Genomic DNA, 15,986 nt, shown 5'->3' on the forward strand with positions numbered 1-15,986 from the left:
GGTGCCCACCACACCATGGCGGGGAGTCACCGGCCCCTTTTCCCGTGCATCAGTCACCGGTGCGAGTGGCAGCCTCCTCCAACCGCCGCCTGCTCGCGGCGCCTGTTACCTGTTTCCATAAACACGTAACAGGCGGGTAAGGTGGCTTTATGCGTGCGATCCTTCTGCTTAGCTAGCCGCCCGGGTAACGTCGATTTAGAACATCGCGAACCGAGCGGCCGCCCCTCCTTGCCGAGGGGCTTTTGTGTGTCCGGGACCTTCCGGGGCCCGGAGCAGGAGGCAAAACCGTCATGGAAGAACAGAAGAGGGCAGCAGTGAGCGTTCAGCCGGAGACAGAAACCGGAGCACAGTCAACAGTGGCAGGCGAGGCGCCCGAGGAGGGTGTCTACAGCTTCGCCTCGATGGAGGCCAAGTGGCCGCAGGTCTGGGAAGACCTTAAGGTCTTCACTCCTCTCGACGACGGCTCGCGCGAGCGGCGCTATGTGCTGGACATGTTCCCTTACCCTTCCGGCGACCTCCACATGGGCCACGCCGAGGCCTTCGCCATGGGCGACGTGGTGGCGCGCTACCTGCGCCAGAAGGGCTTCGACGTCCTGCACCCCATTGGTTGGGACTCCTTCGGCCTGCCCGCGGAGAACGCCGCGATCAAGCGCAACGCCCACCCCAGCGAGTGGACATACGCCAACATCGACACGCAGGCGGCATCGTTCAAGCGTTACGCGATCTCGGCTGACTGGTCCCGCCGGCTGCACACCTCGGACCCGGAGTACTACCGCTGGACCCAGTGGCTGTTCAAGCGTTTCTACGAGCGCGGGCTGGCCTACCGCAAGGATTCCCCGGTCAACTGGTGCCCGAAGGACCTGACCGTCCTGGCGAACGAACAGGTAGTCAACGGGGCGTGCGAACGCTGTGGGACCCCTGTCACCAAGAAGTCCCTGAACCAGTGGTACTTCAAGATCACCGACTACGCCGACCGTTTGCTGGACGACATGTCCGAACTGCAGGGACACTGGCCCGAGCGTGTGCTGGCGATGCAGCGCAACTGGATCGGCCGCTCCGAAGGCGCCCACGTGCGTTTCGTCATCGAGGCCACGGACAGCCGTCCGGAGCGTGAAGTTACTGTCTTCACCACCCGCCCGGACACCCTGTACGGGGCAACGTTCTTCGTCGTCGCCGCAGACGCCCACCTGGCGCTGGACTTGGTCACGCCCGAGCACCACGACTCCCTCATGGCCTACCGCGAAAAGGTCAAGGCCCTGTCGGACATCGAGCGCCAGTCCACCGAGCGCGAGAAGACCGGTGTCTTCACCGGCCGCTACGCCATCAACCCGCTCAACGGCGAAAGGCTGCCGGTCTGGGCCGCGGACTACGTGCTCGCCGACTACGGCACGGGCGCCATCATGGCGGTTCCGGCGCACGACCAGCGCGACCTTGACTTCGCCCGCGCCTTCGACCTGCCGGTGCGTGCTGTACTCGACACCGGCGGGGAAGACCCGGCGGAGACGGGCATTGCGACGGCTGGCGAGGGCACCCTGACCAACTCCGGCGAACTGGACGGTTTGTCCAAGGCCGAGGCCATCCCTGCAGCCATCAGCATCCTGGAGAAGTTGGGCACAGGGGAGAAGTTCGTCAACTTCCGCCTGCGCGACTGGCTCTTGAGCCGCCAGCGTTTCTGGGGTACCCCGATCCCGATCATCCACTGCGCCGAGTGCGGCGAGGTGCCGGTGCCGGACGATCAACTGCCTGTCACTTTGCCCGAAAACCTGCGCGGCGAGGCGCTGTCGCCGAGGGGCACCTCTCCTCTCGCCGCGGCACTGGAGTGGGTCAACGTCGAGTGCCCGAATTGCGGCCGGGCAGCCCAGCGCGACACCGACACGATGGACACCTTCGTGGACTCGTCCTGGTACTTCCTGCGCTTCGTCTCCCCGCACTACACCGAGGGACCGTTCGATCCGGCCAAGATCAATGACTGGATGCCGGTGGGCCAGTATGTCGGCGGCGTCGAGCATGCCATCCTGCACCTGCTGTATGCCCGCTTCTTCACCAAGGTCATCCACGACATGGGCCTCCTCGACGCGGACGAACCCTTCAGCGCCCTGCTCAACCAGGGGCAGGTCCTCAACGGCGGCAAGGCCATGAGCAAGTCCCTCGGCAACGGCGTGGACCTGGGCGAGCAGCTGGACAAGTTCGGCGTCGACGCCGTCCGCCTGACCATGGTCTTCGCGTCACCGCCCGAGGACGACGTCGACTGGGCGGACGTCTCGCCGTCGGGCTCCGCGAAGTTCCTCGCGCGTGCCTGGCGCCTTGGCCAGAGTGTCGCAAGCGAGCCTGGCGTCGATTTCTCAACTGGCGACCGGGCGCTGCGCACGGTGACCCACAGGACCATTGCCGACGCGGCGGAGTTGTTGGACAACAACAAGTTCAACGTCGTGGTGGCCAAACTGATGGAGCTGGTCAACGCGACCCGCAAGGCCATCGACTCCGGTGCCGGTGGCGCGGACCCTGCCGTCCGTGAAGCCGTCGAGGCCGTGGCAATCATCCTGAGCCTCTTCGCGCCGTACACGGCCGAGGACCTGTGGAACCAGCTGGGCCACCCGGCCTCGGTGGCGAACGCAGGCTGGCCCTCGTACGATGCCTCACTCCTCGTCCAGGAGACAGTCACCGCCGTCGTTCAGGTCCAAGGCAAGGTCCGTGACCGCCTGGACGTCTCGCCGGACATTAGCGAAGAGGACCTGCGCGAGCTCGCCCTGGCCAGTGAAAACGTTCAGCGTGCACTCGATGGCCGCGGTATCCGTACGGTGATCGTGCGCGCGCCTAAACTGGTCAACATCGTCCCGGCCTAGCCGGGAAACGGCCGTCGGCGCGTGCCGGCGGCCGGCCACCAGCTTCAGGAGGCTGCCTTGACGGACCGCGAACCACCCGCTTGGTTGTGGCTCAAGGAACGTTTGGCCCGGCTGCGCCAGTCGACGGCGCCGGGCCGCTTCGGGACCGAGCCGGCACCGATCGCGGTGCGCACCGCCATCGTCACAGACTCGGCTGCCGCACTCCCGCCCGAATGGGTCAAGGCTTTCGTCAGCGACGGCTGCCTCGCCGTCGTGCCGATGCCCGTCATGGTGGGCGAGGAGATCTATGGCGAGGGGGAGGACGACATTACCGAGACCCTCTCCGTGGCGCTGGCCGCCGGTTCCTCGGTGAAGACGTCCAGGCCGTCTCCGGGCCAGTTCGAACAGGCCTATCTCGCCGCCCGGGCCCGCGGTTTCGAAGCCGTTGTCTCCATCCACATTTCCGCCGGGCTCTCCGGCACCGCGGACGCTGCGAGGCTGGCCGCGCAACGCGTCCCCATCCCGGTGGAGGTCATTGACTCGCGCACCGTGGGAATGGCCCAAGGCATGGGTGTCCAAAGCGCTCTGGTTGCCGCCGCGGACGGCCGTTCGGCGGCCGAAGTCCGGCGCTTTGCCGAGGAGCGTTTGGCCCGCACCAAGGTCTACTTCTATGTGCCGAGCCTTGAACAGCTCAGGCGCGGTGGCCGAATCGGCACGGCGGCGTCCTGGCTCGGGGCCATGCTCTCCATCAAACCGATCCTGGCCGTCGACGACGGCAAGATCGTCCCGCTCGAGAAGGTGCGCTCAGCTGCCAAGGCCGTCGCCAGGCTCGAAGAAATCGTTGCTGCGGATGTCACGTCCCGGCCGGAAGGACAATCGCGGCTTGCGGTGCATCATTTTGGGAACCTGGCGGAGGCCGAGCGGCTCGCGGCCAGGCTTCGAGAGAACTGCGACGGTTGCCCGCCCGCACAGATCAGCGCCCTGCCTGCGGTGCTGGCGGCCCATGCCGGACTCGGTGTTTTGGCCGTGGTGGTCGGCGAAAGCAGCACACCCGGCGCGACGGCGCTTCCGGCGCCGAGCCAGGCGTAACCGCGATCACGAGCGCCGGTCTTATTTTGTCGTAGCCTCCTGGCAGAGTGTTTCCATGGAAGCCATCGGACACTCCGACACGCTGCAAGGGCTCGCGTACCGTGGGCCTTTCGGTGTGTCCCGCGGTTCCCGTGGTCCGCGTGGCAGTCTCGATTCAGGCGCCCCTCGAGGCTCGCTGTCCCTGGTAAATGTACGGGATGTGGGCGGCGGTCGGGCTGCCTTGGAGGGGGCCGTGGCTGCAGTGAGGTCGTTGAGCGGGAAAGCGGCCGACGACGTCGGGGTCCTGGGTTTCCAAGAAGCTGTCGCGTTCGCGGACGCGGTGGAGGAGCTCTCCCGCACCCTGGATTATCTCCAAGTGGTCGCCGCTTCTGCGCTCGACGCGGCCCGGAACGAAGAACACACCAGCAGGCCGGGCCGGACTAGCAGCTGGGCCGCCGAAACCGAGGCAGGTTGGGGCGCGGGCTGGACCTCCGGAAGCGCGGCAGGCCCGGAAGGCGCACAGGATAGTGGCGCGGGCTCGGTGCATCCCGATGCGGTGCATTCGGTGCAAGCAAGGGGAGGCGACCGTGGAGCGGAGTTCAGGTCCACGGCCGAGCATTTGCGCTCCTTGCTGCGGATCAGTGCCGCCGAGGCCCGCCGGCGGCTTGCCCTGGCCCGGGAGCTGCTGCCGGGCCGCGGCCTAACCGGGCAAGCGGTCCGGCCCCGGCACGAAGAAACCGCCGCCGCGCTGGCATCCGGGGCGATCGGATCTCGTTCAGCCGGGATCATCACCATGGCCGTGGAGAAGGTGCGTCCGATGTGCAGCCCGGAAAAGGCGGCCGAGGTGGAACGTGCCCTCGCCCGGACCGCGGAGGAAAACGATCAGGATTTCCTCAGCCGGGTTGCCCGGCGCTGGGTCGAGGCTATCGACCAGGACGGCCCGGAACCGTCCGAAGAATCCCTCCGCTATCACCAGGGAGCGTTCCTGCGCCGGCCCAGGCACGGCCTACAGCACGTGGAAATTTTCGCCACCACCGAACAATACGAACACCTGCTCACCGTCATGAACACTGCCACAAATCCCCGCATCGGGGCACCCCGCGGTACGGACCCGTCGGCCGGGGAACCGTCCGCCCAGTTGGACCGGCGTTCGCGGGCGCAGAAACTCCTGGACGGTCTGGTCGGGGCGTGCAAGCTCGCCCTGGCCGCCGGCTATCTGCCCGCCACGGGCGGCCACCGCCCGCATATCCTGGCCATAATCAACCACACCGAACTGTTCTCCTCTCGCGACCATCAGGAGCCGGGTGAGCCTGCGGTCCTGGGGACGGGGTCGTTCACGTTTACCGGGCCGGTTCCGGCCGCGGCATTGCGCAAGCTTGCCTGCGACGCGGACATCATCCCCGTGGTCTTGGGAGGCGAAAGTCAGGTTCTGGACATCGGGCGGGCATCACGGATATTCCCGCCGCAGATCCGCAAGGCCATCACGGCACGGGACAAGGGCTGCGCTTTCCCTGGGTGCACCATGCCGGCACCGTGGTGCGAGGCGCACCACATCGAGTATTGGTCCCGCGGCGGAGCGACCAGCACCGGCAATGGGACCTTACTCTGCAGCCATCACCATCACTTGATCCATAAGGAAGACTGGCACATCCAGGTCAACGACGGGATCCCCTGGTTCATCCCGCCACCCCACATAGACCCGCACCGGAAACCCCGAAGAAATCAGTACTTCCAGCTATGAGCCCGGAAATGGCCGGCCGTCGCCTGCCGGCACTGATCCTCCACAGGCACCCTGCGGCAGCTCTGTCCACATAGGACCGGACCGGGCTGCTGCTCCCGGCCCGGACGTTCTAGGCTCGTGGATATGCCACGCAGGAACCGAGCCTCACCCGCGGAGGATGCTGCGAGTGCGGCCCGGCTCCGATTTGCTGTCCGTCTTGCCCCGCCCTCGGACGACGCCTCTGACGCCCAGCCGAGGCACGTCAGCAAAAAAGAACCCCTGCTTCCAATGCAAACCTCGATGACAGCCGGCTCGGGGGTGGCCGGTGCGGGGGAACAGCCCGGCACCGATGACGCGTCCGAAGGAGCCGGACCTCCGCCCCGGCTTCGGTGGCGCACTCCTTGGCGCATACCCGTGCTGTTGGCTTTGCCTTGCTTGTTGCTGGTGATGTGGTTCTTCTGGCAGTCCTGGTCCGGGCAGCCCACCGTTGAGCCTCTCGTCCGGAGCTCCCACGCCGGAGCAACTCCGGAGGCGGGCGGGGGAAGCCGAAACCGAAGTGTCGACAGGGCCACAGGAGCACCCGATGGAGCCCAACTCCTCGTAGTCCATGTCGCCGGCGCCGTTAAGAACCCCGGTATCGTCAGGGTGCCCGCAGGGGCGCGGGTGTTCGATGCGATCGCAGCCGCTGGCGGTGCGGATTCGGCAGCCCAATTGGACAGTCTCAACCTTGCCGCCGTCGTGGAGGACTCGGCGAAGATTCATGTCCCGCGGATAGGGGAGGCCCTTCCGTCGCAGCGTGCGGGCCCGGTTGGCAGTGCTCCCGCAGCCGATGGAACAGGAGCCGGGACTTCCGGCGAGGGCAAAGTCAATCTCAATACCGCGACGGCCGAGGAACTCGGCGCCTTGCCCAGGATCGGCCCCGTCCTTGCGCAGCGTATCGTCGACTGGCGGCAGAAGCACGGACCGTTCGCTTCCGTGGAGGATCTTGATGCCGTGGATGGTGTTGGTCCCAAAATGATGGAAGCCCTTCTGCCGTTGGTGACGGTCTAGGTGCGTGGAGCAAGGGTGGGCCCGGGACGCCTGGACCTTCGGCTGGCCCCGTCCGCCGTTCTCGCGTGGGCGGTTTCGCTTGCGGCGGGTTATCTGCCCTCGCCGTGGACGGGAGCCGGGTGTGTGGCTTTGCTCGTAGCCGCGTGCCTTCTTCTCACCGCCCGGGCGGTGGCCGCTCCAAACCGGAGGAGTCTTGCGGCTACTTTGGCTGTCGCGTGCTTATTCGGAGCGGCAGTGACGGCCCACGCCGCAATGGACGCAGGGCTGCGCGACGGCGGCCCGGTGGCCAATGCTGCGGCTGCGCGCGACTCGGTAGTCATGAACCTGTTGATCGTGGGCGATCCACGCGAATTGGGCACGGATTCACGCGGCTCGGGACGATGGGCCGTACCGGCGGAAGTGATTGATATTGCCGCCGACGGCATGCTGATCCGCTCCCGCGCACGAATTCTGCTGACAGGAGGCGAAGGCTGGGACAAGGTGGTCACCGGTCAGGAGGTCAGGACGGCCGGAAATCTGAAGCCTGCAAAGCCGGGACAAGTCGAGGCCGGTGTTCTTGCCGCCGCCACCCCGCCCATGCGGCCAGACCCGGAAAGTCCCGCCGACAGTCCCCACGGTCCTGCCTACTTGAAAGAACAGTTCGCCTTGGCCGCCGAGGAGTTGGGGGGCGACGCTGCCGGGCTCCTTCCCGGAATGGTCACGGGCGACACCACCAACTTGGATGAAAGCCTGGAAACGGCGATGAAGACAACCGGCACCACCCACCTCACCGCGGTCAGCGGCGCAAATTGCAGCCTCATTCTTGGCGGCTTGGTACTACTGGCAAGAAGCTTCAGGATTGCCCGGGGATTCGCGGCAATCGTGGCCCTTGGCGGATTGGCGGCCTTTGTGATGATGGTCGGCCCGGACGCGAGCGTCCTCAGGGCTGCGGTCATGGGTGCTATCGGGCTCACCGCGCTAAGCAGCGGCAGGCGGGGCCGGAGCCTGGGCTTCCTCTGCCTGGCCGTAGCTGGCCTGCTCATCCTGGATCCCTCGCTTGGAATGAGCGTGGGGTTCCTCCTGTCAGTGCTCGCAACCTTGGGAATTATCCTGTTGGCACGGCCCATGGCGTCCTGGGCGCCAGTATGGGTGCCTCCCTGGCTGGCCTCCGCCGTCGCTGTTCCCTTGGCCGCACAGCTGCTCTGCAGCCCAGTGATCGTAGCCTTGCAACCGCAGTTCTCCAGCTACTCGTTGCTCACGAATATCGCGGTTGCTCCGTTTGTCGCACCAGTGACAATCCTGGGAACCCTTGCGGTTCCGCTTGTTCCGTTGCTCCCTTGGCTTGCAGTTGTTCCGATGGCCGTTGCCGGGGCCAGCGCGGGATTGGTGGCGGCAATCGCCAGGTTCTTCGCAGGACTGCCGGGGGCGGCCCTGCCGTGGCCGGAAGGGCCTGCAGGAATCGCCACCATGACGCTTTGGTCTGTTTTGAGCATCCTGATGGTGTGGCTGGTCCTGCATCCGACGCGGGTGGGCTCCGCCGTGCGATGGTTGCACGGCCGCCTGGTGCTCGTCATAGCCGCCGGCGAGTCGGCTCTCCGTGCTGGCCATGGGAGACTGGAAGCCTGCGAAAAACCCTCTGGAAGGAAGCAACATTGCCCGCTGCCCAGGTCTCCAAAGCTAAAACCCCTGCGGCGAACACCACCAGCTGGCGGGACATCACGCCAGCCGCCGTAGTGCTCATTACCGGACCTGAAGAATACCTCGGAATTCGGGCCATGGATCGGATCCGCTCACAGGTGCGGGCCGCGGCACCGGAAGTGGAAATCAGCAAGCTCAACGCAGGGAGCTACGAGTCCGGTTCCCTCGCAATGGCGGTCACGCCGTCACTATTCGATGAGGCAAAACTTGTCGAGATCGAGGGCCTCGAGTCCATGACCGATGCCTTCCTTGCCGATGCCTTGAAATATATAGCCCAGCCGGAGAACGACGTCGTGCTCGTCCTTCGCCATGCTGGCGGGGTGCGGGGAAAGAAGCTTTTGGACGCCATCAAGTCCTCCGGCTGGCCGGTAGTGGACTGCCAGCCTTTGAAAAAGGACGCCGAGAAAACAGCATTCGTCGTCTCGGAGTTCAAGGCAGGCGGCCGCCGGATCGAAGGCGAAGCCGTCCAGGCCCTCGTCAATGCAGTCGGTGCCAGCCTCTCCGAACTTGCTGCGGCATGCAACCAGCTCATCGCGGATGCAACCACCACTGTGGACGCGGCCACCGTGGAACGCTACTACGGCGGCCGCGTCGAAGCCACCGCATTCAAGGTTGCGGACGCCGCCATGGCCGGCAACGGGCCGCTAGCCCTGTCCAGCCTCCGGCACGCCCTCGCCACCGGGGTCGATCCCGTACCCCTGGTTGCCGCCCTTGCCTCCAAGCTCCGCACACTGGCTAAGGTCGCCGGCGCCCAGGGGTCGTCGGCACAAATCGCCAAGCAGCTTGGCATGCAGCCGTGGCTCGTGGAACAGGCCCAGCGGGATGTCCGGCGTTGGACGCCCGAAGGCTTGATCCGTTCCATCCAGGCCACGGCCGAAGCAGATGCCCAGGTAAAGGGCCTCTCGCGGGATCCGGTGTACGCGGTCGAGCACGCCGTCACCGTTATCTCCAACGCGGCCCGCGGCCGCTAGAGGCCGGCGCCCAGCCGGTGGCCGCTAGCGTCCGCTGCCCGGGCCATGAGCTATGGCTGCCCGGCGCCGTGAGTTTCGCCTGCACCCAAGCCCCTCAGGCATGCACGGGCGCCCGATAATCGACCTTTCGCCCCGGTTTTCCTTTATGCTTATGCCACCGGGGAAGTAAGCATGCTTATATTTATCGGGTGAAAGCAGGCAAAGACGATGAACGCGATCGGGGCATCTGAGCCCGAAACACCGCAGTCTTCAAGGAGCCAGGCGGAATCGGAAGATGCCCCAGGGAAGGATTTACCTCTTCCGAAGCCGCGTTCACCTATAGGCCGGTTCTTCGGTCTGCTCGGGCCGGGTCTGGTGACCGGGTCCGCAGACGATGACCCATCGGGAATCGCGACGTACGCCCAGGCCGGTGCCACGTTCTCCAACGGCATGCTCTGGACCGCTCCCGTTACCTTGCCGATGATGATGGTCGTCCAGGAAATGTGCGACCGCACCGCCTTGGCCACGGGCGACAGCCTCGGCAAGCTTGCCCGCCGGAAGTTCTCCCGCAAGCCGCGGGTGATGATCGGCATCCTGATCGTGGCACTGCTGGTGGCCAATACGCTGAATGCAGCGGCGGACCTGATGGCGATCGGGCAAGGCATGGCTCTGCTGGGTGCGGGACCGGGCCACCTCTGGAGCGCCGTCGCCGGAATCGGCATCGCCGTTGCCTTGATGACGGGCGGCTTCAAGACCATCGCGCGGATCTTCAAGTGGCTCTGCTTGGCCCTGCTGGCATACGTGGCGGTCCTCTTCGTGGCCAAGGTGGACTGGGCCGACGTCGTGGCAGGGGTCCTGGGCCTGCAGTTCCGGTTCAGCCTGGATTACCTCGGGCTGATCGTGGCGGTCCTCGGAACCACCATCTCCCCGTACCTGTTTTTCTGGCAAAGCGAAGACCGGATCGAGGAACTCCGGGAGGAGGACGACCGAGCCGGCGATCACGCACTCGGCCTCAAGTACCGTGCCGCGGCTCCGGCCAGGCGCAAACTCCGTGAAGCGCGCACCGATGTGTTTACCGGGATGTTCTTCTCGGTCCTCGTCATGTTTGCCATCATCGCGGCCACCGCCGCGACCTTGGGCAAAAACGGCACCGACGTCAAGACCGCAGCCGACGCCGCCAAGGCCCTGGAACCCATCGTTGGTCCGGCCGCAAAGTACCTCTTCGCCGCCGGGTTCATCGGTTCAGGGATCCTCGCTGTCCCTGTCCTGGCGGCTGCGGGAGCCTCCGGGCTGGCCGGGCTGCTCGGCAAAGAGTGGGGATTCGACAAGCAACCCAAGAAGGCCCCCCTCTTCTATATGCTGCTCGGCGTGGGGACCATCGGCGGCGTTGTCATCAGTTTCTTCACCTCCGACCCCATCGGACTGCTCATCCTCAGCGCCATCATCAACGGAATAGCAGCGGCACCATTCCTCATTGTCACGATGCTGATCGCGAGGGACCCCGAACTCATGGGGAAGTATCGCAACGGAAAACTAGCTTCGACACTGGGCTGGTCAACGACCGCCATCATGGTTGTGGCCGGCGCCATCGGCATCTGGACCACCGTCAGCGGCGGCGCCTAAGAGGCGGCGGCCTGCGGCTAGGCGGAATCAGGTCTGTTCGAGGAGCTGCTGATAAAGCGCCCGCGTCCGCGGGCTGGGCGAGACGCCAAGCTGGTCGCGGAGAAGGTCGGCCAGCAGGCCGTACACGGTCAGCGCCTCGGCCAGGTTGTCCTGGGCGGCGAGAGCCTGCATCAGGTAGCGATGACCGCTTTCGCGGAGTGGGTCCAGGGCGATGAGTCGGCGGCCGGCACGGAGCGCACCGGCGAGTTCAGCGCCGCCGATGCCGAGCTCGGCGGCGGCATAACACTCAAGCGATCGGAGCCGGATCTCGGCGAGCTGGCTCCGGGTCTGGTCGATCCAATCCGCATCCTCGCCAGGCAGGAATCCGCGTTCGGCGACGAACAGGGCGACCAGCGCCGGCCCCCAGGCACGCGTCCAGTTCTTCTGTGCCACGGCGGACTCGGCGCGGTGGATTGCCTCCACGGCAGCTTCGAGGTCGATCCAGGCACCAGGCAGGTGAAGCTGGACAGTGACACGGCCATCCACAGCGTCCGGACCGAAGACGTGGCGAAGCTTGGAGAGCAGCGGATTGAGACGGGCATCGATTCCAGTGGAATCGGGGGAGCGCCACAACGCCTCGATGAGCTCGTCCCGGGGCACCTGCCGGTGCCGGTTGACCACGAGGTAGGTAAAAAGCAGGCGTCCCTGACGGCCGGGAAGGCCATGATCGACCCTTAGCCCGTCCCGTTCCACAACCAGCGGTCCGCAAATTTGCAGACGCAGCGCTGACTGCACGGTCATGACACCATGATCCCATGGGCTTCCATCATTTCGGAGAGGGACCCAGCAGTTTTAGGAGGTCGTTATGGCTAAGCTCATCCGATGCGAATGCGGTTTCGTCGGCCGCGGTGATACCGAGGAGGAAGTGATCGGGGCGATCCGCGGCCACCTCGCCAGCGACCACCCGGTGCTGCTCCAATCCGTCAGTCGCGAGGATCTGCTGGGCTGGATTGAAGTGGAATAGCCAGACGCGCCCTGACGCCAAGGTAGCGCCAACCTTGAGCCAACATTGGCCCAAGGACGAGGCGGGAGACTGTGGACATGCTCATCGAACCCATCTGGCTGGTAAATCATTTGTCCGACCCTGCCGTCCGCGTCGTCGAAGTGGACGTGTCCGCGGCCTCCTACAACCAATGGCACATCGACGGTGCCGTACTCTGGAACGTCTACGCAGACCTCAAACAAGACGGGTATAGCCCGGTCGGCAGGCAGGCCATCGAGCGGCTGTTGGCTCGCTCCGGCATTGGCCTGGACTCGACGGTTGTGCTCTACGGATACGCCCCGGCCCTCGGCTATTGGCTGCTCAAGACATACGGTCACGCCGAGGTCCGCATCCTGAATTGCTCCCGCGACACGTGGCGTGCCGAAGGACATCCCACGAGCACGTCCACGGCCCATGTAGAGGCGGCACCGTACGAGCTCAATGAACGGAACGAGCTCCTGTACGCCGACATGCAGGCCGTCCGCCAGGCCATCGGCCGTCCTGGAACGACTATCCTGGATGTCCGCTCCGAGTCCGAGTACGCCGGTGAGCGGTTCTGGCCGTCCGGCGGAATGGAGCCGGGAGGGCGCGCCGGACACATCCCTACCGCCGTTCACCGGCCATTCGGCGATCTCTACGACCAAAAAGGCGCATTCCGCCCGGCCCACGAGCTGCGCCAGGCGCTGGCGGTGCCGGAGCTCGAAGGAGAGGACGAGCTGATCACATACTGCACAGTCGGTGGCCGCGCGGCTACGGCGTGGTACGTGCTCACCGGACTTCTCGGCCGGGAGCGTGTGCGGGTCTACGACGGATCATGGGCCGAATGGGGCCTTCGCCCCGACACCCCGGTGGAGACACCCCATCTCGCTCCGCATTAAAGATGCACATTAAAGAGCCACGCTTTAAAGACCTGAGGCCGGCACCCGTTGGGTGCCGGCCTCAGGCGTTCAGCTCAGTCGAACTGGATAAACCTTAGAGTGCGTTGACCTTTTTGGAGATCGCCGACTTGCGGTTTGCAGCGTTGTTCTTGTGAATAACGCCCTTGCTGACAGCCTTATCCAGCTTACGGCTGGCAGCAACAAGAGCCTTTGCAGCGGCATCCTTGTCCGTGGACTCAACGGCGACGGCAACGGCGCGGATGGCCGTCTTCAGCTCAGACTTGACGGCGTTGTTACGCAGGCGAGCCTTCTCGTTGGTGAGGATGCGCTTCTTCTGGGACTTGATATTAGCCACGTGTGTGAACTCTCTTTTTAATGCGGAAATGGTCTAGAGGGTTGTCAGGTTGGCCATCGACTGAGCGGCGTGGGGATGCCTATGGCAGCCAACCATGAGTGGCCGTCGACCTGCACGGACACACAGCCATAAATATTATCAGACTCGGCGCTTTTCCGGGGATTTCGGGTTTACGCCGGGTCGTGTTGCTTGTTGAGCCGTCGCGCGACGAGTTGGAAAGTGCGTTTGTCGAGGACGGCACCCTCACGCCGGATGTCCGCCGGATCAATGCGCACCACCCGGTCTACCTTGACCTCGCTGGGCCTGCCTTGCCGGTCCCAGGAGCCGGTTCCGATGTCGACGTAGTCATCGGAACGCCGGCCGTTGTCGTGGTCTTTGCTGGTCAGCATCAGCCCCAGCAGCCACCCGCCGTCGCGCCCTACCAGCAGGACCGGGCGGTCCTTGCCCTGGGAATAGTCCTCTTCGTACGGCACCCAGGACCACACGATCTCCCCGGGATCCGGCTTGCCGTCGGGATGGGGGGAGTACCGCGGAGACACGGTACCCCGGTAGTCGCCCGGGTAGGGCCGGGAAAGCTGCCCGACGCCGGACGTTGCGTTCCGGTCCCGGCCCGCCCTCGCCGAAGCCCGGACCTTCCGGGGCCGGCGAGGGGATGTGCCGGCCGCGGGCCCGACGATCCGCCGGAGGTAGCCCAGGGAGCCTTTAAAGAGCCTGCCAATCAAGTTTGTGTCCGAAGCCATGGAACCACCGTACTTTCCTGTGCCGCACAAAACGCGTCGCACCCGAGGCGCACGCGAAGCATCGAAGGCAGCTGCCTACGCCTCCCGCATTGCGACGGCGCCCGATCACAGTGCACAAGGGGCGTCATGTTCATGGGAGACTATTAGTTCAGATATGCGGCTTTGCCCGGAATGGTCCACACCAGTCCGGAGTCCGGCCGTGTGAGTATCGACAGTAAGGACCCTGCGTGTCTCCCATGGCCCGCACCGCACCGGTGCCCGCCGCGACAGATCCGGCCCTCATCCGGAACTTCTGCATCATCGCCCATATCGACCACGGCAAATCCACCCTGGCCGACCGCATGTTGCAGTACACCGGCGTCGTCAAGTCCCGCGACATGAAGGCCCAGTATCTGGACCGCATGGATATTGAACGCGAACGCGGCATCACCATCAAGTCCCAGGCCGTCCGCATGCCGTGGGAGCTGGATGGCATAAGCTACGCCCTGAACATGATCGATACCCCCGGCCACGTCGACTTCACCTACGAGGTCTCCCGGTCCCTCGCGGCCTGTGAAGGCGCGGTCCTGCTCGTGGATGCCGCCCAAGGCATCGAGGCCCAGACCCTCGCCAACCTTTACTTGGCGATGGAAAACAACCTCAACATCATTCCGGTACTCAACAAGATCGACCTTCCGGCCGCGCAGCCCGAAAAGTACGCCGCGGAACTCGCCAACCTGATCGGGGGCGATCCCGAGGACGTCCTGCGCGTATCCGGCAAGACCGGCGTAGGCGTGGAGGCCCTCCTGGACAAGATCGTCCGCGATCTGCCAGCCCCTGTCGGTGACCCGGACGGTCCGGCGCGCGCCATGATCTTCGACTCCGTGTACGACACCTACCGCGGCGTGGTCACCTACGTCCGCGTCGTCGACGGCATGCTGCACCCGCGCGAGCGGATCCAGATGATGTCAACCCGTGCCACCCACGAGCTCCTGGAGATCGGTGTCAGCTCTCCGGAACCCACTCCCACCAAGGGATTGGGCGTCGGCGAAGTAGGCTACTTGATCACCGGCGTGAAGGACGTCCGCCAGTCGAAGGTCGGCGACACCGTGACCAACATGGCCAAGCCCGCTTCCGAATCCCTCGCCGGTTACGCCGATGCCAAGCCCATGGTCTTCTCCGGCTTGTACCCGCTGGACGGCACGGATTATCCCGTCTTGCGCGACGCCCTCGAGAAGCTGATGCTCAACGACGCCGCCCTCGTCTACGAACCGGAGACGTCGGCCGCGCTGGGCTTCGGATTCCGCGTGGGCTTCCTTGGCCTGCTGCACCTGGAAATCACGCGCGAGCGCCTCGAACGCGAATACAACCTCGACCTCATCTCCACCGCTCCCAACGTTGAGTACGAGGTCACCCTCGAGGACAAGCGGGTCGTCCACGTCACCAACCCGAGCGAGTACCCGACGGGCAAAATCGCGGAAGTGCGCGAACCGATGGTCTCGGCCACCATCCTTGCGCCCAACGAATTTGTGGGCGCCATCATGGAGCTGTGCCAGAGCCGCCGCGGTGTCATGGGCGGGATGGACTACCTGTCCGAAGACCGGGTGGAGATCCGTTACCGCCTCCCGCTCGCCGAAATCGTCTTCGATTTCTTCGACATCCTCAAATCCAAGACCCGCGGCTACGGTTCGCTTGACTGGAAGGCCGACGGCGACCAGGTCGCCGACCTTGTCAAGGTGGACATCATGCTCCAAGGGGAGCAGGTTGATGCCTTCAGCGCCATCACCCACCGGGAAAAGGCCTATGCCTACGGCGTCATGATGACGAGCAAGCTGCGGGAGCTCATTCCCCGCCAGCAGTTCGAGGTGCCCATCCAGGCGGCCATCGGTTCGCGGATCATCGCACGTGAGAGCATCCGCGCCATCCGCAAGGACGTCCTTGCCAAATGCTATGGCGGTGACATCACGCGTAAGCGCAAACTTCTGGAAAAGCAGAAGGAAGGCAAGAAGCGCATGAAGATGGTGGGCCGCGTGGAAGTGCCACAGGAAGCGTTCATCGCGGCGCTGACCACCGACGAGTCCAAGGACAAGGCCAAGAAGTAAC

General features: G+C 65.1%; 13 protein-coding genes. 10 read left to right on the forward strand and 3 right to left on the reverse strand.

What is annotated here, in order from left to right:
- The first annotated feature begins 314 nt into the window (after window positions 1–314).
- From leuS to L0B83_RS10855, 7 genes are all read left to right on the forward strand, one after another.
- Window positions 315–2,843: a leucine--tRNA ligase gene (gene leuS / locus L0B83_RS10825; protein ID WP_234758478.1), complete on the forward strand. Its 2,529-nt coding sequence runs from the start codon at window positions 315–317 to the stop codon at window positions 2,841–2,843.
- A gap of 57 nt (window positions 2,844–2,900) precedes the next feature.
- On the forward strand, window positions 2,901–3,911 hold the full coding sequence (locus L0B83_RS10830; protein ID WP_234758419.1) for a DegV family protein: 1,011 nt from the start codon (window positions 2,901–2,903) through the stop codon (window positions 3,909–3,911).
- 232 nt (window positions 3,912–4,143) lie between these two features.
- Window positions 4,144–5,631, forward strand: coding sequence for an HNH endonuclease signature motif containing protein (locus L0B83_RS10835; RefSeq protein ID WP_234758420.1), 1,488 nt, complete (start codon window positions 4,144–4,146; stop codon window positions 5,629–5,631).
- A 267-nt stretch (window positions 5,632–5,898) separates the two neighbouring features.
- The gene (locus tag L0B83_RS10840; RefSeq protein ID WP_234758421.1) at window positions 5,899–6,660 is read left to right on the forward strand and encodes a ComEA family DNA-binding protein; all 762 of its coding nucleotides are present in this window, start codon (window positions 5,899–5,901) and stop codon (window positions 6,658–6,660) included.
- Between the two features lie 234 nt (window positions 6,661–6,894).
- On the forward strand, window positions 6,895–8,373 hold the full coding sequence (locus tag L0B83_RS10845) for a ComEC/Rec2 family competence protein (RefSeq protein WP_234758422.1): 1,479 nt from the start codon (window positions 6,895–6,897) through the stop codon (window positions 8,371–8,373).
- A complete protein-coding gene (gene holA, locus L0B83_RS10850) occupies window positions 8,292–9,308 on the forward strand; it encodes a DNA polymerase III subunit delta (RefSeq protein ID WP_234758423.1) in 1,017 nt (338 codons plus the stop codon). Before L0B83_RS10845 ends, holA begins: the two co-directional genes overlap by 82 nt.
- Before the next feature lie 354 nt (window positions 9,309–9,662).
- Window positions 9,663–10,910 (forward strand): Nramp family divalent metal transporter, encoded by a 1,248-nt coding sequence (locus tag L0B83_RS10855; protein ID WP_234758424.1) that lies wholly within the window; start codon window positions 9,663–9,665, stop codon window positions 10,908–10,910.
- Between the two features lie 27 nt (window positions 10,911–10,937).
- On the opposite strand, the gene L0B83_RS10860 is transcribed toward L0B83_RS10855, so the two are convergent.
- Complete coding sequence (locus L0B83_RS10860) at window positions 10,938–11,690, reverse strand: AfsR/SARP family transcriptional regulator (protein ID WP_234758425.1); 753 nt, start codon at window positions 11,688–11,690, stop codon at window positions 10,938–10,940.
- A gap of 64 nt (window positions 11,691–11,754) precedes the next feature.
- On the opposite strand from L0B83_RS10860, the gene L0B83_RS10865 reads away from it, so the two are divergent.
- Window positions 11,755–11,913, forward strand: a complete 159-nt coding sequence (locus L0B83_RS10865; protein WP_234758426.1) for a DUF1059 domain-containing protein — start codon at window positions 11,755–11,757, stop codon at window positions 11,911–11,913.
- A 77-nt stretch (window positions 11,914–11,990) separates the two neighbouring features.
- Window positions 11,991–12,809, forward strand: a complete 819-nt coding sequence (locus L0B83_RS10870; protein ID WP_234758427.1) for a sulfurtransferase — start codon at window positions 11,991–11,993, stop codon at window positions 12,807–12,809.
- A 94-nt stretch (window positions 12,810–12,903) separates the two neighbouring features.
- On the opposite strand, the gene rpsT is transcribed toward L0B83_RS10870, so the two are convergent.
- A complete protein-coding gene (gene rpsT, locus L0B83_RS10875; RefSeq protein WP_234758428.1) occupies window positions 12,904–13,164 on the reverse strand; it encodes a 30S ribosomal protein S20 in 261 nt (86 codons plus the stop codon).
- Window positions 13,165–13,334: 170 nt separating this feature from the next.
- Window positions 13,335–13,904, reverse strand: a complete 570-nt coding sequence (locus tag L0B83_RS10880; RefSeq protein WP_234758429.1) for a type II toxin-antitoxin system PemK/MazF family toxin — start codon at window positions 13,902–13,904, stop codon at window positions 13,335–13,337.
- Window positions 13,905–14,131: 227 nt separating this feature from the next.
- On the opposite strand from L0B83_RS10880, the gene lepA reads away from it, so the two are divergent.
- Complete coding sequence (lepA, locus tag L0B83_RS10885; RefSeq protein ID WP_234758430.1) at window positions 14,132–15,985, forward strand: translation elongation factor 4; 1,854 nt, start codon at window positions 14,132–14,134, stop codon at window positions 15,983–15,985.
- Window position 15,986 lies beyond the last annotated feature (1 nt).

The sequence above is a fragment of the Arthrobacter alkaliphilus genome, from assembly GCF_021483235.1.
Taxonomy (GTDB): domain Bacteria; phylum Actinomycetota; class Actinomycetes; order Actinomycetales; family Micrococcaceae; genus Arthrobacter; species Arthrobacter alkaliphilus.

Excerpts from the sequence above, each read along its gene's own strand:
- L0B83_RS10840 (WP_234758421.1), top strand. The coding sequence starts at position 5,899 with ATGCAAACCTCGATGACAGCCGGCTCGGGGGTGGCCGGTGCGGGGGAA.
- L0B83_RS10860 (WP_234758425.1), bottom strand. The coding sequence starts at position 11,690 with ATGACCGTGCAGTCAGCGCTGCGTCTGCAAATTTGCGGACCGCTGGTT.
- L0B83_RS10865 (WP_234758426.1), top strand. The coding sequence starts at position 11,755 with ATGGCTAAGCTCATCCGATGCGAATGCGGTTTCGTCGGCCGCGGTGAT.
- L0B83_RS10870 (WP_234758427.1), top strand. The coding sequence starts at position 11,991 with ATGCTCATCGAACCCATCTGGCTGGTAAATCATTTGTCCGACCCTGCC.
- L0B83_RS10880 (WP_234758429.1), bottom strand. The coding sequence starts at position 13,904 with ATGGCTTCGGACACAAACTTGATTGGCAGGCTCTTTAAAGGCTCCCTG.